19 protein-coding genes are annotated in these 21,760 nt (G+C 41.2%); 4 read left to right on the top strand and 15 right to left on the bottom strand.

Annotated features, from left to right (window positions below):
- Nucleotides 1-68: 68 nt before the first annotated feature.
- Nucleotides 69-1,283 carry a porin gene (locus GTQ34_RS06040; protein WP_166522889.1) on the bottom strand — a complete coding sequence of 405 codons (1,215 nt, stop codon included), beginning with the start codon at nucleotides 1,281-1,283 and terminating at the stop codon, nucleotides 69-71.
- A 312-nt stretch (nucleotides 1,284-1,595) separates the two neighbouring features.
- On the opposite strand from GTQ34_RS06040, the gene dgt reads away from it, so the two are divergent.
- The gene (dgt, locus tag GTQ34_RS06035; RefSeq protein WP_166522888.1) at nucleotides 1,596-2,954 is read left to right on the top strand and encodes a dGTP triphosphohydrolase; all 1,359 of its coding nucleotides are present in this window, start codon (nucleotides 1,596-1,598) and stop codon (nucleotides 2,952-2,954) included.
- On the opposite strand, the gene GTQ34_RS06030 is transcribed toward dgt, so the two are convergent.
- Together GTQ34_RS06030 and dxs are read right to left on the bottom strand one after the other, a co-directional pair.
- Nucleotides 2,951-4,009 (bottom strand): DUF3078 domain-containing protein, encoded by a 1,059-nt coding sequence (locus tag GTQ34_RS06030; RefSeq protein ID WP_166522887.1) that lies wholly within the window; start codon nucleotides 4,007-4,009, stop codon nucleotides 2,951-2,953. The genes dgt and GTQ34_RS06030 overlap by 4 nt on opposite strands.
- The gene (gene dxs, locus GTQ34_RS06025; protein ID WP_166522886.1) at nucleotides 4,000-5,778 is read right to left on the bottom strand and encodes a 1-deoxy-D-xylulose-5-phosphate synthase; all 1,779 of its coding nucleotides are present in this window, start codon (nucleotides 5,776-5,778) and stop codon (nucleotides 4,000-4,002) included. The genes GTQ34_RS06030 and dxs overlap by 10 nt, the downstream gene beginning before the upstream one ends.
- Nucleotides 5,779-5,862: 84 nt before the next feature.
- On the opposite strand from dxs, the gene GTQ34_RS06020 reads away from it, so the two are divergent.
- Nucleotides 5,863-6,312: a nucleoside deaminase gene (locus GTQ34_RS06020; RefSeq protein WP_166522885.1), complete on the top strand. Its 450-nt coding sequence runs from the start codon at nucleotides 5,863-5,865 to the stop codon at nucleotides 6,310-6,312.
- A gap of 56 nt (nucleotides 6,313-6,368) precedes the next feature.
- Here GTQ34_RS06020 and GTQ34_RS06015 read toward each other — a convergent pair whose 3' ends face one another.
- From GTQ34_RS06015 to aspS, 4 genes are all read right to left on the bottom strand, one after another.
- Entirely contained in the window at nucleotides 6,369-6,560 is a 192-nt protein-coding gene (locus GTQ34_RS06015) for a cold-shock protein (protein ID WP_166522884.1), read from the bottom strand.
- A gap of 81 nt (nucleotides 6,561-6,641) precedes the next feature.
- Complete coding sequence (locus GTQ34_RS06010; RefSeq protein ID WP_166522883.1) at nucleotides 6,642-6,905, bottom strand: hypothetical protein; 264 nt, start codon at nucleotides 6,903-6,905, stop codon at nucleotides 6,642-6,644.
- A complete protein-coding gene (locus GTQ34_RS06005; protein ID WP_166522882.1) occupies nucleotides 6,902-8,686 on the bottom strand; it encodes a chloride channel protein in 1,785 nt (594 codons plus the stop codon). Before GTQ34_RS06005 ends, GTQ34_RS06010 begins: the two co-directional genes overlap by 4 nt.
- A gap of 57 nt (nucleotides 8,687-8,743) precedes the next feature.
- Nucleotides 8,744-10,492, bottom strand: a complete 1,749-nt coding sequence (gene aspS / locus GTQ34_RS06000) for an aspartate--tRNA ligase (RefSeq protein ID WP_166522881.1) — start codon at nucleotides 10,490-10,492, stop codon at nucleotides 8,744-8,746.
- Nucleotides 10,493-10,834: 342 nt separating this feature from the next.
- On the opposite strand from aspS, the gene GTQ34_RS05995 reads away from it, so the two are divergent.
- Nucleotides 10,835-11,182, top strand: coding sequence for a toxin-antitoxin system YwqK family antitoxin (locus GTQ34_RS05995; protein ID WP_166522880.1), 348 nt, complete (start codon nucleotides 10,835-10,837; stop codon nucleotides 11,180-11,182).
- Between the two features lie 71 nt (nucleotides 11,183-11,253).
- Here GTQ34_RS05995 and GTQ34_RS05990 read toward each other — a convergent pair whose 3' ends face one another.
- The 6 genes from GTQ34_RS05990 to GTQ34_RS05965 form a co-directional block, all read right to left on the bottom strand.
- On the bottom strand, nucleotides 11,254-14,763 hold the full coding sequence (locus GTQ34_RS05990; protein WP_166522879.1) for an efflux RND transporter permease subunit: 3,510 nt from the start codon (nucleotides 14,761-14,763) through the stop codon (nucleotides 11,254-11,256).
- 8 nt (nucleotides 14,764-14,771) lie between these two features.
- Nucleotides 14,772-15,947, bottom strand: coding sequence for an efflux RND transporter periplasmic adaptor subunit (locus tag GTQ34_RS05985; protein WP_166522878.1), 1,176 nt, complete (start codon nucleotides 15,945-15,947; stop codon nucleotides 14,772-14,774).
- Nucleotides 15,948-15,966: 19 nt separating this feature from the next.
- A complete protein-coding gene (locus tag GTQ34_RS05980) occupies nucleotides 15,967-17,304 on the bottom strand; it encodes a TolC family protein (protein WP_166522877.1) in 1,338 nt (445 codons plus the stop codon).
- A complete protein-coding gene (locus tag GTQ34_RS05975; RefSeq protein WP_166522876.1) occupies nucleotides 17,305-17,910 on the bottom strand; it encodes a TetR/AcrR family transcriptional regulator in 606 nt (201 codons plus the stop codon). It lies immediately after the preceding gene.
- A gap of 218 nt (nucleotides 17,911-18,128) precedes the next feature.
- The gene (locus GTQ34_RS05970; protein ID WP_166522875.1) at nucleotides 18,129-18,554 is read right to left on the bottom strand and encodes a hypothetical protein; all 426 of its coding nucleotides are present in this window, start codon (nucleotides 18,552-18,554) and stop codon (nucleotides 18,129-18,131) included.
- A gap of 2 nt (nucleotides 18,555-18,556) precedes the next feature.
- A complete protein-coding gene (locus GTQ34_RS05965) occupies nucleotides 18,557-19,102 on the bottom strand; it encodes an RNA polymerase sigma factor (RefSeq protein WP_166522874.1) in 546 nt (181 codons plus the stop codon).
- A 178-nt stretch (nucleotides 19,103-19,280) separates the two neighbouring features.
- Between GTQ34_RS05965 and GTQ34_RS05960 the strand changes: the two genes are divergently transcribed.
- Complete coding sequence (locus tag GTQ34_RS05960; protein ID WP_166522873.1) at nucleotides 19,281-20,264, top strand: polyprenyl synthetase family protein; 984 nt, start codon at nucleotides 19,281-19,283, stop codon at nucleotides 20,262-20,264.
- Here the strand turns inward: GTQ34_RS05960 and GTQ34_RS05955 are convergent.
- Both GTQ34_RS05955 and GTQ34_RS05950 read right to left on the bottom strand, forming a co-directional pair.
- Nucleotides 20,261-21,403 (bottom strand): lycopene cyclase family protein, encoded by a 1,143-nt coding sequence (locus GTQ34_RS05955; protein ID WP_166522872.1) that lies wholly within the window; start codon nucleotides 21,401-21,403, stop codon nucleotides 20,261-20,263. The genes GTQ34_RS05960 and GTQ34_RS05955 overlap by 4 nt on opposite strands.
- Nucleotides 21,404-21,437: 34 nt before the next feature.
- On the bottom strand, nucleotides 21,438-21,743 hold the full coding sequence (locus tag GTQ34_RS05950; RefSeq protein WP_166522871.1) for an antibiotic biosynthesis monooxygenase family protein: 306 nt from the start codon (nucleotides 21,741-21,743) through the stop codon (nucleotides 21,438-21,440).
- Nucleotides 21,744-21,760 lie beyond the last annotated feature (17 nt).

Here is a 21,760-nt window from a genome sequence, read left to right as displayed (position 1 = left end):
AAATTCAAAAAAAAATTGTTCAAATATCTAGAGAAAGCCCTATCGTAAAGTTATGTAAAGGTTATTTTTTAAAAATGTACATCCAATTGTAATCTGTACATCAATTCGTCAGTTCCGTTTTCCACATTTAAGTAGCTTAAGTCCGTTTGCACCTTCAATTTATGTCCCACGATATACTTGGACAAACCCAAGGTATATTGTTGTTCTGGGTTTCTTCCGGTTACACCTTGGTCCAGTTTTATGGTGGTAAACCGTCCTGAAACTTCCCAATTGTTTGTAAAAAGATATCCTCCTTGAAGGTTTAGTCCAAATCCTATCTGAACAATATCGCCAGTTTCTGTTCCATCTGAGTTTAGTGCAATGGGATTGTCCGCATTACGGTCGGCAAATTCCCCCATTAGGGAAAATCCATTGTATTTGAACATTAAATCTACAAACAAAGTTTGAATGTCCGTTTCGTAAAAACCAGTATCGGTGAACATATAGGAACCCAAATTACTTCTGGTCTTCACGGCGTTATCGTTGATATCATAGGTCGCTGCCAACATCAATTTTGGTTTTGGCTCCCTCACAAGGTCACTTCCGCTGTAATCTCCTTTGTTTTTGAACTTACCGAACGGAAGCAATTCCAACCTTCCCGTGTATTGGTGCCCTCCAAGGTTACCTTCGGTAATATTCCTGCCCTCTCCCTGAGAGAAGGCTAGTTTTTCCCTGACCAGGAAATTAGGACCTAGATTAAAATGATGTCTTAATTGAAAGCCGATGTCCCGATCTATGTTGAACCGACTGTTCACCAAAGACCGATCTACCTGTTGCATATTACCGGAGGATATTACCCTTTCAATATTACCAGGCAGTTTTGTTTGTCCAAACCATAGTTCAAAGTTTTCATAAAAGTTCCACATGACCACAGCATCCAGAATATATCGAGGGGTGTTTCGAGTGAATTGGGACACGCCGGAAATATCCCGATTGGAAAGGCCCAACTCAATTTTGTATCGAAGTTTTGGACTGTAGGCATATCCGTCAAACTTTAGTCGTGCCCTTCGGACCAAAAAATTCTGTTCTGGATTCCCAAACCCATTGTCGTTTTGATTGCTCCAATCTGCAATGGCCAAAATCTGCATCCGGGCACCAATTTTCATGGTCCAGCTGCTATCCTTGCCCACAATGTTGAACAGTCCTTTGCCGAAAGGAGAAGAGTTGATTTCTTGTGCGTTGGTATAGGGCACAAATGAAAAAAGTAAAGTGCAGCCTAAAAGAGCTAACTTGATAGAATTCATTACGGTACTTGTTTTTGTCACCGCAAATAACAAGACTTAATGTTAAGTTAACGTTGTTTCAGTGTTATTTTAAGGGTTAAAAAACAAAAAAAGCTACCTTTTTACGGGTAGCTTTCGGATTTAAAAGTACAGTTGACAAAAACTAAATACCATAAAAAAATCCTCTTCAAAAATTGCCCAAAAACATGTCTTAGATGTAATGTTAAGATTAAGTAATCATTAAACTTTGATTCTTTGAGGGCCAACAAACAGAGATTTCACTTTTCTTGGAATATAAGTATGGTTAGCTGTATATTGCACCAATAGGGTAATATGAACTGGGAAAGCCTACTTTCTTTAAAACGACACGGAGACACACATAAAAGACTGCGTAAAGAGCAAAAGGAAACTCGTTTGGGTTTTGAGGTGGATTACGACCGGATTATTTTTTCCTCGGCTTTTAGAAGTCTTCAAGATAAGACACAAGTGATTCCAATGCCCATTAATGTCGGTTCCAAAAAGGATTTTGTGCATACCCGACTGACCCATAGTTTGGAGGTTTCTGTTGTTGGTCGAAGTTTAGGCCGAATAGCAGGACAGGAAATCCTATCCAAGTACCCCCATCTTAGTGAAGTTCATGGGTATCATTTCAATGATTTTGGCGCCATCGTTGCCGCTGCTGCACTTGCACACGATATTGGAAATCCACCCTTTGGTCATAGTGGGGAAAAGGCCATTGGCAATTATTTTGAGAGTGGGAATGGGGCAAAGTACAAAGAGAGAATTACCAAGGAGGAATACCAAGACTTGATTGATTTTGAGGGCAACGCCAATGGATTTAAGCTTTTGACCGAATCAAGGGATGGTGTTCCTGGCGGTCTACGATTGAGCTATGCCACCTTGGGCGCTTTTATGAAATACCCGAAGGCTTCCCTTCCCAAAAAGCCATCGAAACACATTGCTGATAAAAAATTTGGGTTCTTTCAGTCCGAAAAGGTTTTTTTTCTGGAAGTGGTGGATGAAATTGGGTTAATCAAGAATCCATCTAATAATGGAGTTGGTTTTTATAGGCATCCCTTGACTTATTTGGTAGAAGCTGCCGATGATATTTGCTATACCATTATTGATTTTGAAGATGGGATTAATTTGGGCTTAATCTCTGAAGATTATGCTTTGGAGTACCTCATAAACCTGGTCAAGGATGGCATCAATATCAAAAAGTACAATGCCATGACCGCTTCAAGCGATCGATTAAGCTATTTGAGAGCTTTGGCCATCAACACATTGATTACTGACGCAATAGATGTTTTTGTGCAAAATGAAACAGCAATAATGAACGGTAGTTTTGATGTTGCCTTGTTGGAAAAAGGAAAATACAAAGCGCAGGTCGAGGACATTATTGATCTAAGTGTTGAAAAAGTCTACAGGTCTACAGAAGTAATCGATAAAGAATTGGCGGGCTACAAGATCATTTCCGATTTGCTCGAAGTATATACATCTGGCCGGGTCAATGCCAAGGAAGGCAAAGCCACTAACTATGATCGATTGTTGATTCGAAGTTTGCCGGAAAACTATAGGAGCACCGATATATCGCTTTATAAAATATTACTGCACACCAGCTGTTTTGTGGCTAGTCTATCCGACAGTGCCGCTGTTCACATGCATAACAAAATAATGGGGCAGCAGTTCTAAAAGGCGTACAGCAAACCAATGCCCAAGAGTTGCTTAAACTGTATTCTGGGAATCCCGGGTTCAATTATAGTACCATCTTCTGCAATTACTTCATCAAACTTAATGTCGTCGTCAAAGATAACATGGGTGCCGATATTGGCGTTGATGTATTCGTTCACCTTTAAATTGAAATTCAGTTCCCAGTCCACATCAATGTTGCCGAAACTTATCAGGTAATCGGTGTACAGACTGATGCGGTGGTTCATCAAAACATTTTTGATGATTTCCTTTTCCCAAGTATTTGTGATCAAGAAACCCAATTCCAAGAAAACATTATCGCCAGGATCTACACCAAAGGCTCCCTGTTGGGACAGGGTCTCATCCAAAACAAATGTGGACTTCATGGTGGCGGGTGATATATATAGGTCAAACTCTTTCCCCGGGGGGATATACGAGAATCCAACACCTAAGAAAAGATAGCCGGGCGACATGAACCGGGATATGGGGTTGTCCCTATCGGGATACTTGAAACCATTGGAAAACTGGGTGTTGAAGTTTGATTTGAACGAAAAATACCAATTGGTAATGGTATCTTTTCTATAACTAATAGTTGATGCCAACCTTATTTGGTCGTCCGTTTTTCGGAGTTTCCTTCCTTCTTGAGCATTGATGCCGTAGCGTAGTTTAATTTCATTGTTCCAATTGAAATATCTGAACTTATAGTTTCTCAAAAAGCGCATGTTGGCCAATGCGGAAATCGAATTATCCCCTCCAGCGTTCCAATTCACAAAAGCCACTTCATTGATGTTAAGGCCAAATTCATTCACTTTGTCCCAAAAAGAGGTCGGGACAAAACGCTTGTATCTTTTTGTTACGGGCTTCACTCTATTAAGTACCGTTCTGGGATTGGTAAGTTTTGCGCTCCTTGTGGGATATTTTAACTTTAGGTCCTTTATCCGCACAACCTTAAATCCTGTTTCGGTACTATCGGGCTCAAAGGCTTTTATACTTATTACTTGTGCCTGTGCAGAAATAAATACAGCAGAAAAAAGAATAAGAAAGCAAACTACTCGCATTGGGCTAAGGTTGATTTTAAATACAACAGGATTGATTCAATGTCTATACCTGCCAAGGCATGAGTCTCTTCCACGGTTCCATGTTCAATGAAGCGATCCGGCACACCAAAAATTTTGATAGGGTTCGGGTGGTTTTGCTTGTTGGCAAACTCCAGAACCGCTGAACCAAATCCACCCATTTCGCAGCCATCCTCTATGGTGACTATATACTCATATTTTTCAAAGACTTTATTGAGCATTTGAATATCCAATGGTTTTGCAAAACGCATGTCGTAGTGGCCAATGCTTTCAGGTTGATTTAAACGGTTCAGAATTTGGGTTACCATATTGCCGACATGGCCCAAGGTCAAAATCGCAATTGAACTACCTTTTTTAAGACATCTTGCTGAACCAATTTTTATGCGAGAGAATTCTTTTCTCCATTCGAAAGTGATACCTCTTCCTCTTGGATATCGAATGGCAAGGGGACCATTTTTATGGAACTGTGCTGTATACATGATGTCTCGAAGTTCCGTTTCGTCCATGGGGGAAAAAATCGTAAGATTGGGAATGCATCTCAAATATGCCAAATCGAATACTCCATGATGAGTTGGTCCGTCGTGCCCCACAAGACCAGCCCGGTCCAAGCAAAAAATTACTGGGAGTTTTTGCAATGCTACATCATGAATAACCTGATCATAGGCCCTTTGCAGAAAGGTGGAATAGATATTGCAAAAGGGAACAAGGCCCTGGGTTGCCATCCCTGCAGCTAAGGTAACAGCATGCTGTTCCGCAATGCCCACATCGAAAGCACGATCAGGGATTTCCTCCATCATGAATTTTAAGGAACTTCCTGTGGGCATGGCAGGGGTAATGCCGACAATCTCCTCATTTTCTCGAGCCAGTTCCACCAATGTATGTCCAAAAACATCTTGATATTTTGGAGGAAGAGGTTCTGAATTTTTCTTGATTCGCTCCCCGGTATGCCTATTAAATTTGCCTGGAGCATGATACACCACTTGGTCTTCTTCAGCTTTTTTTAGCCCTTTGCCCTTTGTTGTTATGATGTGTAGCAGTCTGGGTCCCTCTATTTTTTTTATACGTTGAAGCTCTTTTACCAGAAGGGGGAGATCATGTCCATCAATGGGGCCAGAATAGTCGAGATTAAGGCATTCAAACAGATTTTCATCCTTTGCATTGCCAGATTTTACATTGGTCAGGTATTTTTTTAGGGCCCCCACGCTGGGATCAATGCCAATTGCATTGTCATTTAAGATGATGAGCACATTAGCATCTGTGACGCCCAGATGATTCAATCCTTCAAAAGCCATACCGCTTGCAATGGAGGCATCACCCACCACGGCAATATGCTGCTTGGAATCCTCTCCTTTTAGTTTTGATGAAATGGCCATGCCCAAAATGGCTGAAATAGCGGTTGAGCTGTGCCCAGTTCCAAAATTATCGTATTCACTTTCGCTTCGCTTTGGAAAGCCACTTATGCCCCCAAGCTGTCGATTGGTATCAAAGATTTCTTTTCTCCCCGTGAGTATTTTATGGCCGTAGGCCTGATGGCCCACATCCCAAATGAGTTTGTCGTTGGGTGTGTTGAAAACATAATGTAGTGCAATGGTAAGTTCCACAACACCCAAACTGGCTCCCAAATGGCCTTCTTTGGTTGAGACAATATCAATGATGAAATCTCTGAGCTCATGTGCAAGTTGGGGTAAGCTTTCCATGGAAAGCTTCCTAAGGTCTAAGGGAGAATTGATATGTTGCAATAACTTTTCCAAGGGACGAAAAACAAAAATACCTAATTATCGGTCAAAACAATTTATGTGTAGCTTAGCGATCTCAATCATCTTTTTAAAAAAGTGTTGGAAAATCCATTTGACGACAACTATTTTATGAAAAAAGCACTGCAAGAAGCGGAGATTGCTTTTGAACAGGGCGAAGTTCCCGTTGGTGCCATAGTCACGATAGATAACAGAATCATTGGTAGGGCGCACAACCTAACGGAACGGTTAAAGGACGTTACCGCACATGCAGAAATGCAGGCGATCACTTCGGCTTCCAACTTTTTGGGGGGCAAATATTTACATGGGTGCACCCTTTATGTAACCTTGGAGCCCTGTCAAATGTGTGCAGGGGCACTTTACTGGAGCCAAGTTTCCAAAGTGGTCTATGGTGCACCTGATTTGGAGCGGGGCTTTAAGGTGATGGGTGGACTTCTTCATCCCAAGACGGAAGTTGTTGGGGGTGTTTTGGAAAACGAAGCGGCGGAACTATTGAAGCGTTTTTTCATTCAAAAGCGAAACTTGAACTAAGAAAAAACCCTGGCTTTATACCAGGGTCTACTCAAAATCAAAATAAAATATTATCGTCAGATTACCTGCACTTGGGCGGCAACCAATCCTTTTCTGCCTTCTTCTTCTAGGTATTCTACTTTGTCTCCTTCGTGTAATTCCACTCCGTTCAATGATGTGACATGAACGAAGATGTCCTTTCCGGTTTCGTCGTTGGTAATGAACCCATAACCTTTGGATTCATTGAAAAATTTTACTGTACCAGTCATTAAAAAAATATAAATGTTAAAATGCGAAAGTAGGGTATTTTATGTGGGTTTGCATGAAATGGACATTAAATCTTTGGAAAATTATTGATTTTCAGGTTTTTTACGCTCTTTATCCTGCATTTTTTTAATATTATCCTTGGTTAGCATATAATCTTTCATATCCTTCCCCTTACTTTCCTTAAACAGGAACAAAGGCATGGCCACCAAAAAAAGCCCTATGGTTCCCAAACCGATAAATTTATGGGCAACCTCCAAGCGGTCTTCCTTAATGGAAAATCCATAAATGATGGAACCAAATGAAATAAGCACAATAAGGACGATGATATGTTTAAGTTTGATATTCATCCGGTGTAGTTGATCAATTTTCTGCGATAGGCCGTCAACAACTTTGATTTTGAAATGAAACCGACATATTTCCCCTCTTTTATAACAGGTAAGTTCCAAGCACCACTATCTTGAAACTTTTGCATTATCTCTTTCATGCTATCTGAATCGTAAAAAATTTGTTCTGGCGGGGCATGCATTAGGTTTTCAACAAAAACGGAATCATATAGATCAGTATTGAACATGAAATCCCGAATGTCGTCCAGTAAAATAATGCCCATCAGTTTTTCTTTCTCGTCCAAAACGGGAAATATGTTTCTTTTGGATTTGGACACGGAATCGTGTAGCATCTGTCCTAAGGACATTTTTGGGCTTACCGGACTGAAGTTTTTTTCGATAACACTGTCAATTTCCATAAGTCCCAAGACCATTTGGTCCTTATCGTGCGTCAGTAAAGCACCTATCTTGGATAATTCTTTGGTGTAAATGGTATAGTCCAAGGCATTTTTTGTCATTAGATAAGAAATCGAGGCAGTGATCATTAAAGGTACGAAAAGTTGGTAGCCTCCCGTAATTTCAGCAATAAGGAAAATGGCGGTCAACGGAGCATGTATTACCCCAGCAATCAAACCGGCCATGCCAATCAGTGTGAAGTTACTTTCGGAAACGGCAAAACCCAAACCCAGATTGTTGATTACTTTGGCGACCACATTGCCCAAAGCACTTCCCATGACCATGGTGGGAATAAAAATCCCTCCAGCTCCACCAGCAGCAAATGTAGTTGTCATGGCAATGGCCTTAAAAATGGTAATGCCAAACAGCAGGGCGATGACCACCCATATGTTGCCTGTATAGGCATCAAAGGGAGTTTTTCCCAACGCCTGTAAGTGATCACCATCCAAAAGATTGTTTATGAATCCAAAACCTTCGCCGTAGAGAGGAGGAATGGCGTAGAGCATGATACCTATGGCAATGCCACCTACCAAAAGTTTATATTTTGGACTTTTAAAACGATTAAAAAAACTGAAGATGGCAAAATACATTTTGGTAAAGTAGATGGATGCGAAAGCCGTACCCACACCCAGCAAAATGTAGAAAGCTGTATCTTTTAATTGAAACCCTTCTGATAAGGAAAAACTGAAGAGCGCCTCATTGCCCAAAAAGAAATAAGAAGTGAGCACTCCTGAAATTGAAGCCAACAATAGAGGCAACATGGATAGCATAGTTAGGTCCAACGTAAAGACCTCCACAGCAAAAATAATGGCCGCAATCGGCGATTGAAAAATGGAGGCAATGGCACCTGCAGAGGCACAGGCCACCAGCAGGGACCGCGTCTTGGCATCAATATGGAACAGTCTGCTTAGGTTGGAACTTAATGCCGACCCCGATTTTACTGCAGGACCCAATAATCCCACGGATCCCCCAAAGCCAACAGTCAAGGGGGCAGCAATCAATGGAGTGTAAATATCCTTTACCCGCAACAGCCCCTTTTTTTTGGAAAGAGAAAAGATTATAGAAGAAACTGCATGTTGAAGCGGTTCTTTATGAACAAACTTAACATAGACAAAGACCAAGGCCAGCCCGATAATGGGAAGTATGAAGTATAGTTGGTTCTCCGAAAAAATGATTCCCATTTTCAAAAGGGATTCAATAAAGTAGGTGAAGTTCTTTAGGGTTACGGCGACCAATCCTGCCAAGAATCCGACTACCAAGCTCATGATATGCACAAATGTTTTGTTGGAGATGTTCCTATACCTCCATTTCAAAAATTTTGTGAAAAGCTTTTTGTACTTGCTGGTCATGGGGTTAATTGATAGACTTAAAAGTATTAAAAATCCCGCCGGAGCGGGATGAAAAGTTTAAAGGTCCAACTTCAAATGCAATTCTTTGAGCTGTTCCTCATCAATATTTGCTGGCGCATCGATCATTACATCCCTGCCACTATTGTTTTTGGGGAAAGCGATAAAGTCACGGATGGTCTCTTGTCCACCTAAAATAGCCACCAGTCTGTCGAGTCCAAAGGCTATACCACCATGGGGAGGGGCACCATATTGAAAAGCATCCATCAAAAAACCAAATTGTTCCCTAGCCTCTTCAGGGGTGAAGCCCAAATGCTTGAACATGGTTGCTTGTGTTTCCTTGTCATGGATTCGTATTGAACCACCACCAATTTCATTGCCATTGAGCACCAAATCATAGGCATTTGCCTTAACCGCGCCGGGATTGGTTGCCAACAACTCCAACTGACCTGGTTTGGGCGAGGTAAACGGATGGTGCATGGCATGATAGTTACCTGTTTCCTCATCGAGTTCCAACAGCGGGAAATCCACAACCCACAACGGGGCGAATTTGTCTGGTTTTCTGAGCCCGAGACGTTCCGCCAACTCCATTCGAAGGGCACTTAACTGGGTTCTGGTTTCATTGGCTTTTCCAGACAGGACGCAGATAAGGTCTCCTGGTTTTGCTTGGGTCGCCTCTGCCCACTTGGCCAAATCTTCTTGGTCGTAAAATTTGTCCACTGAAGATTTATAGGTTCCATCCTCATTGCATTTCACATAAACCATGCCCTTGGCACCTACTTGGGGTCGTTTTACCCAATCAATAAGTTTATCTATTTCCTTACGAGTATACGAAGCACCTCCAGGGATGGCAATCCCGACGACCAATTCAGCGGCATTGAAGACATTAAAGTCCTTGTGTTGCGCCACTTCATTGAGTTCACCAAATTGCATTCCAAAGCGGATATCGGGTTTGTCATTACCATATAAACGCATGGCTTCATCATAGGTCATTCTGGGAAACGATTCAATTTCCACACCCTTAATTACTTTGAGCAAGTGTTTTGTGAGTCCCTCAAAAGTGTTGAGCACATCTTCTTGTTCCACAAAGGCCATTTCACAGTCTATCTGTGTAAACTCCGGTTGCCTGTCGGCCCTCAAGTCCTCATCCCTAAAACATTTTACAATTTGGAAGTATTTGTCCATACCTCCCACCATCAATAATTGCTTAAATGTCTGTGGGGATTGGGGCAGGGCGTAGAACTGCCCTTCGTTCATTCTGCTGGGCACCAAAAAGTCACGGGCACCTTCTGGGGTGGATTTTATTAAATAAGGGGTTTCCACATCAATAAAACCTTTATCCGAAAGATATTTTCGCACTTCCATGGTTACCTTGTGCCTAAAAATGAGGTTGTTTTTCACAGGATTTCTACGGATATCCAAATAGCGATATTTCATGCGGATATCATCTCCGCCATCCGTTTCATCTTCAATAGTAAAAGGAGGAAGAATGGATTTATTGAGGATATTGAGAGCATGAACCAATACTTCAATGTAGCCTGTGGGCATATTTGGATTTTTGGAAGCTCTTTCGATGACTTCGCCCTTTACTTGGATAACAGTTTCTCGACCTAATTCACGAGCCTGTTCCAAAAGTGTTTTGGAAGTTCGATCCTGGTCGAATACCAACTGGGTTATGCCATAACGATCTCTAAGGTCTACCCAAACCACAAAGCCCTTATCTCTGGTCTTGTGTACCCAACCGCTTATGATAACCTCCGAACCGATATGGGACGCTCTTAACTCCCCACAAGTATTGCTTCTGTACATGATGTTTTTAATGAAAGGGCAAATTTAAGAGGAATACCAAAATTTACGGCCAGATATATGGAATTTCTAATAGAACATAATTTATGCTCCAAACAGAGCGTTATAATGATGTGACTTTAAATTAACGTAAATTTTACATTCATTGTAAAGTTGGTCAAAATCATCAATGAAATTAGTCTTTCGTTTCAAAGTCAAATCTATATTAAATAATTGAAAATCAGAATATTAAAAAGCTAAAGTTAATTTAATGTAAATTAATTGTTATTTTAATTAATATTTAAGGTAAAATTTAGGTAACTTTATTCTTCTGAAAAATCAGTTTAGAACTTATTCCTATATACAATGAACAAAGCGATATTTTTTTTGGTAGTGATGTTTTCGGTCTGTATGTATTCACAAGGTACAGAGCCCACTTTTGAAAAAATGGGGGATATGGTAAAAGCCACGTATTTTCACGAAAACGGTGAAATAGCACAAACTGGCTATTTATTGAATGGAAAACTACATGGACAATGGCTGATGTATGATGCCAATGGCAAAAAAATGGCTTCTGGCAAGTATCTTGAGGGCCAGAAATCTGGTAAATGGTTCTTTTGGGAGGATGAAATCCTAAGGGAAGTGGATTATGACAAGAACCGAATTGTCAACGTAAAGAATTGGAGCCAATCAGAAGTCGTCGCGGTACAGTAGTGACAATTGCTGAGGTTCAAAAAAAGGCCCGATCAATTGATCGGGCCTTTTTTATTTTCTACATCGAACCACTAGGCAGCCATGCCCAGTTCTTTTTTTTCCGTTACTTGTTTTCTAAGTTTTTTTGTTTTTATCCTTACTTTGATTCGATACACCAAGGTGAATAGGATCGGCACCACAATGAGTGTTAAGAACGTGGCTACCAAAAGACCGTAAATCACCGTCCAGGCCAAAGGCCCCCAGAAGATTACATTATCCCCTCCAAAGTAAATGTTGGGATTAAATTCACTCATCAGCGTAAAGAAGTTAATGTTGAATCCTGTTGCCAATGGAATTAATCCAAGGATTGTGGTTATGGCCGTCAACAGCACAGGACGCAGCCTAGCTTTACCACCTTTTACCACAGCTTCAAGAAAGTCCTCGGAATCCAAAAGATCATCTTCTTCAAGCTCTAGCGCCACTTTCTTTCTGTCGATAAGCAGTTGGGTATAATCCAATAATACTACACCGTTGTTAACCACGATACCTGCTAGTGAAATGATGCCCATCATCGTCATCATAATCACAAAAGCACTTCCCGTGGCAACTATTCCGCCAAATACCCCAATGAGGCTTAAGAAAATGGCCAACATGATAATTCCGGGTTTTGAAATGGAGTTGAATTGGAAAATTAAAATGAAGAAAATAAGACCAAGACCTGTAAAGAAGGCACCCATCAAAAAGGCCATTTGCTTGTTTTGCTCTTCAATTTGCCCCGTAAAATCAATTTTGATATTGGATGGGAGTCCTTCGAAATCATCCATCTCTTCCTGAATCTTGCCAACTATGGCACCCGCATCGGTATAGCCGGGAGCCAGCGCCGAGTAGACCGTTACAACCCTTTTCGTGTCCCGGTGTTTTATGGCACTAAACCCAGTACTGTTTATCTGGTTTGCCACGGCAGAAACGGGAACTTCCTTTATTTGCCCAGAAGAGGGATCCCTAAAAGTGATACGTTGATTGAAGATGGCACTGGTATTGTATCGATTCTCTTCATTGAAACGAACATAGATGTCATAATCCTCTCCAGCTTCTTTATAGACTCCGGCCTTGGCCCCAAAAATGGAATTGCGGAGTTGCTGACCTACCTGACCAGTGGCAACGCCCAACTCACCGGCCTTTTTTCTATCCACTGCAACCAGCATGGACGGTTTTGATTTGTTCACGTCAATTTTGAGTTCATCAATGCCTTGAATATTCTTGGAATTGATGAAGTTTCTCATTTCTTCGGCAGTGGCAATAAGTTCGGAATAGTCATCTCCTTCCAACTCTATATTGATGGGATAACCTGCGGGAGGTCCTACCGCATCTTTCTCGACAGAAATGGCTACGCCTGGGTAAACATCTTTGAGAGCTTCTTGCACTTTCTTCAACAATTCGTTGCTGTCAGCACCCTCTCGGTATTTATATTCGCGCATGGTGGCCGTAATTTTTCCACGATGCGGCATCTCCGCCGAAGAACCACCATCGGTTTGGGGATTTCCTGCTCCTTCACCAACCTGCGATACGGCACTTTCCGTGAGGAAATTATAATCACCGTGTTTATAAGCATCTTCATTGATAATGCTGTATACGCGCTGTTCTATATCCTCAGTGATTTCATTGGTTTTTTTGATGTCAGTGCCCTCGGGATACTCGATATACACAATAATCTGGTTGGGCGTGTTGTCCGGGAAGAACTCCACTTTAGTTCTTTGGCTTCCCACCGAACCTCCAAAGCCCATAAAGGCGACTAAAAGTAGAACAAAAGTTCCAACAGCTATGAAAATGGGCTTTCTTCCATTCAACGCATACCTTAGGGTGCGCTCGTAGAATTTTTCCCATCTGGGCAAGATTTTGTTTTGAAAACCGCGTGCCCAACCTCTTAGGAATAGTCGATATCCCCATAGTAAAATTGCGGTGACCACCATTAAAGTACCCAAGGCACGGTATTCACTTCCAAATATCATAATTAAAATACCAATGGCCGAAATGATGGAAGTGATTCGAATAATCTGCTTTAATGGCATTTCTTTGTCCTCAGTGGTCATATATCGGGATACCAAAACCGAGTTGAAAAAGATGGCCACAAACAATGACGACCCCAATACTACAGACAAGGTAACCGGGAAATAAATCATAAACTGCCCCATAACCCCTGGCCATAGTCCCAATGGAACAAATGCCGCGACGGTGGTCAAGGTAGAAATGATAATCGGAAAAGCAATCTCACCAATTCCTTTTTTGGCAGCTTCAATGCGGGACATACCTTCTTCATCCATTAGGCGGTAGGCATTTTCAACCACTACAATACCATTGTCCACCAACATCCCCAGCCCCATAATCAAACCAAAAAGAATCATAGTATTCATCGTGTACCCTAAAAGATTCAATATCATTAAGGACATGAACATGGACATTGGAATTGCAAAGCCTACAAACAGGGCATTTTTGAACCCCAAAAAGAACATCAGTACCGTAACCACCAAGATGATCCCAAAAATGATGTTGTTCACCAAGTCATCTACCTGTCCAATGGTCTTGGAAGATTGGTCGTTGGCAATGGTCACTTTTAGGTCTTGAGGAAATACATTTTTAATTGCGTTGTCCACAATTACTTGAATCTGCTCAGCTGCTGCGACCATATTCTTGCCTGCACGTTTTTTAACGTCAAGCATTACCACGGGATCCCCAAACTCTCTTGCATACGTGGTCTTATCCTCTTCTTTAAAGGTCACTTTGGCGATGTCCTTCAAATATATGGGGTTATCATTTTCCGACTTTACCACAAAGTTTTCGAGGTCCTTTGGCTCATCAATTTCTCCCACAATACGAATAGTTCTCCGTTGTCCACTGGCAATAAGGTTACCTGCTGAGGTGGTCACATTTTCATTGGATATTGTTCCCACCACATCATCAAAACTCACTTTAGCAGCCATCATTTTGTAGATGTCCACGGCCACTTCCACTTCTTTTTCCTGAGCCCCCCGGATATCCACTTGCTTTATTTCCTGCAAACTTTCAATTTCATCTTCAAGATACTCGCCATATTCCTTTAGTTTATCAACGGGGTAATCCCCAGAAATGTTGATGTTAAGAATTGGAAATTCTTCAGACATGCTCAAGTCAAAAACATTGGGCTCTACCTTGGCGCCATTGAACGTAGGCCAGTCTTCACCAGCTGTTTTCGAGTCCACTTCGTCCTTCACCTTTTGCAGGGCACCTTCCACTTTAATTTTCTCATCAAACTCCACTACGATTATGGAATAATCTTCTTGGGAAGTCGAAGTAACCTCAACCACGTTACTCACTGTCTTGATTTCATCTTCTAATGGGTCCGTGATGAGTTTTTCGATATCCTCAGCCGTATTTCCTGGATAAATGGAGCTGATGTATATCTTGGTTTCCTTTATTTCAGGGAAATTTTCCCTTGGCATACTGAAGTAGGCAGATGCTCCAAGGAACAGGATGACCGCAATCAACACGTACATTGTGGTCTTGTTGTCGATAGCCCATGAGGACAGCTTAAATTCTTTATCTACACTTTTTTTTTGCTTGCTCATAACGGTGGCTAAATTTCGTTCTTGATTTTTACCTTTTGTCCTTCCTTAACGCTTCGTGCGCCTTCGTCAATAAGTCCATCACCTGCATTGATTCCTGAGAGTACTTCCACGAAGTCGCCCTGGGTCTTTCCAGTTTGAATAATGGCCTTTTTTGCCACTGGATCAGATGTAATGGAATCAGCATCCACTAGATACACATATTGTTCCCCCGCAGCGTTTTCCGATACTATGCTCTGTGGAATAAGGATGGCACTTTCATTGGTGTAGTCATTGATCATGACCTTGGCTGTAAGGTTCGGTTTTATTTTGCCTCCATTAATGGGTACCGGGATTTCGGCGGTGAAAGATCTGTTGCTGGGGTCTATAAAATTACCAGTCTGGCGAATTTTCGTCTGTATACTATCTCCCAAAACAGGAAAATAGACTCTGACGTCTTTTCCAGGTGTCACATTGGGTAAATGACTTTCGGGGACTTCTACCTCAATATACATGTTGGAAAGATTGACAATTCTGAAAATCTCAGAACCCTGCCCAGGGGCCACTACGGTACCCTGATCTTTGATCACATCATCAATAATACCTGTAAAGGGTGCCCTTATGGTCGATTTGGCCACCTGGCTTTCCATTTGCTTTACAGCACTTTCTTGGGCCTCATAATTGGTTTTGGCCTGTAGGTATTGAATTTCGGAACCAATGTTTTGTTCCCAAAGTCTTTTTTGACGTTCATAGGTGGTTTTGGCCAATTCCGCTTGTGTCCTCATTTGGGCCAATTGGCTGGAAAGGCCACCATCGTCAATGGAAGCCAATAGTTGACCTTTGGATACTTTTTGTCCTTCTACCACATATATGCGATATAGTGTTCCGGCCATCTCTGGATAGATAAGCACATTTTGTTTTGTCATTACATCTCCTTGTAGCTCCAAATAATGGTTGAACTTTTGGGGTTGGGCCTTTATGGTGGTTACCAAAGGTAATTTGGCACTGTCGTCCAATAGGGCAATTACCGAATCTAAAGTCCTAAGGTCCGTTTCCAAATCTTTTTGCTGTTCTGATATTTCAGCTTGTTTGGCACGGATAGCCTCTAGATCTTGACTTGCAATCACACTTTCCAAAGAGCTGTTGCTACCACCTCCGCAGGAAGCTAAGAGTATTGCGGTAAGTCCTATATATATTGTTCGTTTCATGATGGTGTGGATTATGCGTTTATTGATTTAAAATAGTTTCCAATTCGGTTTTCTTATTGATCACATCGACCATAGATTGCAAATATTCCTGTTGTGTGGTATAGAGTTGGGTCTGTGCTTGTCTCAGTTCAAAACTGGTTGCAAGGCCTTCAGCATATTTAATCTGGTTTTTGTTTTCTATACGTTCTGCCAATTCCAGGTTTTGTTTAGAAGTATCATATTCCTCTATGGATAAAATGTAGTCGCTCTTGGCACTTTCCAATTGAAGGCGTATTTGTTCCTGTGCCTCAGTGAACTGGGTCTTGGCTTTTTCCAAGGCAATTTTAGCGCGCTGGGTACTGGCACTTCTTCCCAATGAACTGAAAATGGGGATGTTAAGGTCAAACCCTAACACCGAAGATTCAAACCAGGGTTGTCCGCTACTCAGAAAGTTAAAATTGTCGCTAAAAGAGTTGCCCCCATAATTCACAAAGGCATTCAATGTGGGCAATGCTCGGCTTTTGGCCAACTTTAATTCAAAAAATCGCTGTTGGTTCAAGTTTTCCGCAAGTTTGTAGTCCACATTGTTCTCAATGTTGAAATCTGAATCCAAAAGGCCCAAATCAATTTGTCTTTGGGTAAGGTCATCGAGATTTTCGGTGAGCACGGTTTCATTTTCAATGGGCAGACCCATAACCAAATTGAGCATTTGAAGTGTGATCTTCTCCAAGCGCCTGGCATTTTTTAGCTGATTGTCCACTGATGATAAAGTAATCTGCAATTGATCTACACTTTCTTCATCTCCAAGGCCATTTTCATAAATACGCTTGGTTTCGTAGAGATTCTTTTCAAGCGTGGCCTTGTTCTTTTCAAAAATGGCAACACTCTCCTGGGCCAACAGCACATTACCATAAGCTTCCACGACCGCTTTTCTGACTTCCAGGTCGGTTTTTTCCTTGTTGTTTTGGCTGTAGTTCAAAAAAGTCCTCGTGGCCTGCACACCCACAATGTAGGAGCCATCGAAAATTTGCTGCTTTAATGTTGCCGTGGCGGTAGCGGACTGAGGCTGACCAAAGACCACTTCCTCAAAGGTTCCCGGCTCACCACCGAAAAACTCGGCAGGTATCTGGGCTACGGGTTGTATCAATTGGTTTTGATAACTGATGGCACCGGAAATTTGAGGTAGCCCTGTGGCAATGGTTTCCCATTTTTGCTTTTGGGCATCTACCAAATCCCTTGAAGCATTCAAGGAACTATAATTATGTTCCAACGCATAGGTAATGGCTCCTTCCAAACTAAAATTGTTCTTAGGGGTGTCCTGTCCCTGCATAGACCACGACGATACTAATAAAAGTAAGGTAATGAGGATTGATCGCATTTATTCTTGGTTTGAATTGATGATTGAGTTCAATATTTTTCTTCCTTCGGGGGTAACGATGCCCCGGATATGATATTCCAAATAATAGTCCATTAGTTGAGGCATAGAAAAAATATTTGTTGGAAAAATATCGTTGTCTTTGATACAGGTGACTCCTGAAAAGTAGATTCTTGCCACAAACTCTACGTGAAGGTTGTCCCTGTAAATTCCCATTTCTATACCACGTCTTATATTATCCACTACACACTCCAACATTACCTCATACTGTTTCTGCTTTAACGTATCATGGATTTTGGGATAATACTTTTGCAGCTGGTATTGCGGTGAAGACTTCTCATCTTTCAGATGGAGCATGACGAATTTTTTTATTTCATATAGTTCTTCAATCGGATTTTTTTGCTGTTCCATGATGCAATCAATCCCGTCTGAGATAACACAGAACAAGTTCAGTGTGCACTCCTTGACCAATTGGGTCTTATTCTCAAAATGGGAATAAATGGTCTTTTTTGATATTCCCATTTCATGGGCCAAATCGTCCATCGTTACACTCTTGAACCCGAGATTCAAGAACATATCTGTAGCCTTCTGTAAAATTTTCTCCTTCATAAGGAGCGCTAAAATAGGATGGAAACTTTATAAACAAAAAAAGTTTCCAAAGTTTTGCAATTTTTTAACGTATTGGCAACTTTTTGTTTTAAAATGGCCAACCCACCGCATAATGACGAAAAGGGAAATGTTTTCTGGACCGCATCGTGTTTTTGGCGTTCAAACTCCAAAAAAAAGATTTGTGTTGTCGGCGGGACCGTTCTTCTTTGTTGTTTTTTTCATTGGGTATCATGATTGTCGTTTTTGATTTTATCTATAAATGCATTGTAAGCTTCTTCCCCTTCTTCTTTCCAGAATTGGTCATAATATTTCCATTCTTCAAAATCTCTTCGCAAAGAACCACATCTACGAGACTTCTTATAATCTTTTTTGTGGCTAGACCCGCTTTTACTTTTCCCACTGCCTCCACCAAAACCAAAAAGTAGCTTGGCCAGTACCATAATGCCAAACGCCTGCCAGTAGTTGATCGCAGCTATTCCAAACAGGTCGGGCATAAGCCAGTTCCAAAGGCGCATCAGCACATAAACGGCGAGTAAAAAGAGTATCAGGAAGAGTACTACCATCATGAAGATCTTAAAGGCCTTCGTCACATAATACTCCACGCCCTTTTCCATTCTTTTTTCAATGTCTTTTTTATGTTCCATAACTATGTTGTTTTATGTTTTTTAGTGTTTTCTAGATTTTTGGATAATATGGATAGGGCCCTGTGCCTTCTGGACATTAGGGTGCCCGCTGGGATGCCAGTTTGGTCGGCTATCTCTTTATAGGCGTAGCCCTCAAAATCTATCGCAATTATGATGTCTCTATATACCGGTTTCAATTCCATTATGGCTTGCCTAAGTGCTTTTTCCAGTAATGGTGAATACGTATTATCAGCTTCGCCATAAAACAACTGCACAAATTCTTGCCATTGCCCATCCATATCGTCACTGGAATATTTATACTCCTTTTTGCCCCGCATCACATCGATGATCCTATTGCGGACCGAATTGTATACAAACCCAGCAACATTTTGTATGGGCAAGATGTCGTCCGCTTTGGAAAACAGCCTCAAGGCAACGTCCTGTACAATATCCTCCGCATCGCGTTCGGAAGTATCTTGTATCTTCGACTGCACATACCTTCTCAATGAGGTATACTCTTCATTGAAAAACGTGGATAGATTATTTCTGTTCTCGGTTTTGGTTGTCATTCACAAAAGCAATTTGCCTTTTCATACATAAAGACGATATACTTCAAATCTATTGCAACTTTTTTTCGTTTTTTTTTAGAAAAGTTGAATATGCAATACCTTAAAAAGGATTTTGGACATAAATTAATTGAAGCCATCTATATATTGTATTTGGTAATTTGCACGTATTTTTGATGCTATGGCAGATTCTAAATTTATTGAGCGATATCGGACCCTATTTGTGTCGCAACTGGAAGCCAAATCCAAAAAGACCGATCCCGAAAACCTTTATGAACCAATCACCTATATGCTGGAACTTGGGGGTAAGCGTTTGAGACCGATTTTAACTTTGATGACAGCGGAAGTTTTTGGTGGAAGCGCAGATGAAGCGATGGATGCGGCATTAGCTGTGGAAATGTTCCATAATTTTTCTTTGGTGCACGACGACATAATGGACGATGCACCCCTTCGAAGAGGGAAAACAACCGTTCACGAAAAATGGGATTTGAACACAGGAATTCTTTCAGGGGATGCCATGCTGATTTTAGCCTATCAGTTTTTTGAATCCTATCCACCAGAAACTTTTAAGGAACTGACCACCCTTTTCAGCAAAACAGCTTTGGAAGTATGCGAAGGGCAACAATATGATATTGATTTTGAGACCCGGGAAGATGTTACAATCCCGGAATACATAAAGATGATTGAATATAAGACATCCGTTTTGGTGGCCGCCGCCATGAAAATGGGTGCCACTGTAGCCAAAGCATCCAACAAAGAAGCTGATGCAGTTTATGAATTTGGACGAAACTTGGGCATCGCCTTTCAGTTACAGGATGATTATTTGGATGCTTTTGGGAATCCGAATACCTTTGGCAAACAGGTTGGCGGGGATATCATTGAAAACAAGAAGACCTTTTTGTATTTATCTTCAATGGAAAAGGGGTCTAAAGAACAACAAGAAAGTCTATTGCATCTGTATTCCATCAAACCAAAAAATCCAAATGCCAAAGTGCAAGCCGTGAAATCCATTTTCCAGGAATGCGGAGCCGTTGAGGCGACCAAAACAGAAATCAAGTCATTTACCCACAGGGCTTTTGATACCCTGGATATGATGAAAATTTCGAAGACCAACAAAAAGGTCCTTCGCCAATTTGGGGAAAATTTAATGCAGCGAACGGTTTAAAACATTCGATTCAATAATGCCCGTAAGAAGGGGAATTTGGGACAGGCATTCATAACTTTCAATTCTTCCCAAATACTCGTTTCGTTATCAAGAAATTTAAGAATAAGGCTGGCTTTTCTTTTTTTGAACAGGGATTCAAATATAGAACGCCCTTTGTGGTTATGACTGGATAGTACATCGAGCAGCAACATATCATAAAAATGAAAACGGTTCTTTTTATGAAATTGGGTCAGCGATTTATCTTGTTTTAGATGGTCCACCAATGCTTTTACCTGCTTACTTGTATTGTAAAAAGTGAATCCCGTACTGGGCTTTGCCCATCCGCCAGCAATCCCGATGTAAAAGATACGTTCTGTATTCCTTTTGTGGAATGGATAGCACGTCATGGGAATGGTGCCGAACTCTTTTTCCATAATTTGATAGGACACATTGTTGTATTCCTCCACCATGTAAGATGCAATTGCTTTTTCATAAACCTCTTTTTTTAATAGCTTTTCTGAGAAGAGGGTGTACTCCACCAAGGCTTCGCTTTCGGAAAATGGGAGGACATACATAAATCGGGTATTTCCCTTCTGTGGGATGGAGAAATCCATAAAAGTGGCCTTTTCAGGATCAAAAACTGGTTTTTCGGTTTGGATGAACCAACCCAAAAAATGCTGCTGTAGTACTGGGAACTCTTTTTGCTGTTTAAGGGACCCCGAATCGAAAATGCTGTTAAAGATTACCTCTCCGGAATAGACATTCTTTTCGGTTTTGACCAAAACGGTATTTTCGTTTTCCTCAACGCCATCGACCTGCTCTTGGACCCACGTGACATTTGTGTACGACTTGACTTTTGAAACATAATACTTATAAAAATCAATTCCCTGTATCATTTTGTATGCGTAGGGAGCAATGGATGTTGATAAGCGGAGCTTTTTACCAGCCACATAAATATTGTCCCATTTTTTGTGAATCAAGGAATCAAAATCGCCTTTGCCTTTTTCCCAATAGCACCATGTTCTGTCGTTTTGTGATTTGAAGCCTTTTTCCAATATCAAAATGGACTTGGAGGCAAAAAAAGCGTCTTTTCCCAAGGCGTCGGCCAACAATAGACCGGCAGCGCCGGCACCCATAATTATGAAATCGTAATGGGACATGGGCTAAAAATACGGAAAGGAACCATAAGAATGGTCAGCCTTGTTTTAAATCAATTTGTTCAAAATGTGAAACTGTGCATGTGGTAATGTATTTTTCCATGCCTTTTGGGATGTGTGCCTTATTCCAATCTTCCCCGGCAAAATTGATAAGATCTTGCTCAGTTTTCCAGCGAGAAACCATAACAAACTCATTGGGATTCCATTGAGAAGGACGACCAATTTCCAAAGAAATCAATCCGTTGTAGTTCTTGACCACTGGAACAGAAATTTCCTTGAACTTGGTTTCAAATGCATTATGTAAGTCCGAAGGGATAGTAGCGGTAAAGATTCGTATAATCATTTGATGCTTTAGTTTGA

It is taken from the genome of Flagellimonas ochracea, from assembly GCF_009903685.1.
In the GTDB taxonomy this organism is placed as follows: domain Bacteria; phylum Bacteroidota; class Bacteroidia; order Flavobacteriales; family Flavobacteriaceae; genus Flagellimonas; species Flagellimonas ochracea.
The sequence above is the reverse complement of the archived record's forward strand: the minus strand, read 5'-3'. Positions and strand labels throughout refer to the sequence as shown.

Coding starts and splice junctions, on each gene's coding strand:
- GTQ34_RS06040 (WP_166522889.1), bottom strand. CDS start 1,283: ATGAATTCTATCAAGTTAGCTCTTTTAGGCTGCACTTTACTTTTTTCA.
- dgt (WP_166522888.1), top strand. CDS start 1,596: ATGAACTGGGAAAGCCTACTTTCTTTAAAACGACACGGAGACACACAT.
- GTQ34_RS06030 (WP_166522887.1), bottom strand. CDS start 4,009: ATGCGAGTAGTTTGCTTTCTTATTCTTTTTTCTGCTGTATTTATTTCT.
- GTQ34_RS06015 (WP_166522884.1), bottom strand. CDS start 6,560: ATGACTGGTACAGTAAAATTTTTCAATGAATCCAAAGGTTATGGGTTC.
- GTQ34_RS06010 (WP_166522883.1), bottom strand. CDS start 6,905: ATGAATATCAAACTTAAACATATCATCGTCCTTATTGTGCTTATTTCA.
- GTQ34_RS06005 (WP_166522882.1), bottom strand. CDS start 8,686: ATGACCAGCAAGTACAAAAAGCTTTTCACAAAATTTTTGAAATGGAGG.
- aspS (WP_166522881.1), bottom strand. CDS start 10,492: ATGTACAGAAGCAATACTTGTGGGGAGTTAAGAGCGTCCCATATCGGT.
- GTQ34_RS05995 (WP_166522880.1), top strand. CDS start 10,835: ATGAACAAAGCGATATTTTTTTTGGTAGTGATGTTTTCGGTCTGTATG.
- GTQ34_RS05990 (WP_166522879.1), bottom strand. CDS start 14,763: ATGAGCAAGCAAAAAAAAAGTGTAGATAAAGAATTTAAGCTGTCCTCA.
- GTQ34_RS05985 (WP_166522878.1), bottom strand. CDS start 15,947: ATGAAACGAACAATATATATAGGACTTACCGCAATACTCTTAGCTTCC.
- GTQ34_RS05980 (WP_166522877.1), bottom strand. CDS start 17,304: ATGCGATCAATCCTCATTACCTTACTTTTATTAGTATCGTCGTGGTCT.
- GTQ34_RS05975 (WP_166522876.1), bottom strand. CDS start 17,910: ATGAAGGAGAAAATTTTACAGAAGGCTACAGATATGTTCTTGAATCTC.
- GTQ34_RS05970 (WP_166522875.1), bottom strand. CDS start 18,554: ATGGAACATAAAAAAGACATTGAAAAAAGAATGGAAAAGGGCGTGGAG.
- GTQ34_RS05965 (WP_166522874.1), bottom strand. CDS start 19,102: ATGACAACCAAAACCGAGAACAGAAATAATCTATCCACGTTTTTCAAT.
- GTQ34_RS05960 (WP_166522873.1), top strand. CDS start 19,281: ATGGCAGATTCTAAATTTATTGAGCGATATCGGACCCTATTTGTGTCG.
- GTQ34_RS05955 (WP_166522872.1), bottom strand. CDS start 21,403: ATGTCCCATTACGATTTCATAATTATGGGTGCCGGCGCTGCCGGTCTA.
- GTQ34_RS05950 (WP_166522871.1), bottom strand. CDS start 21,743: ATGATTATACGAATCTTTACCGCTACTATCCCTTCGGACTTACATAAT.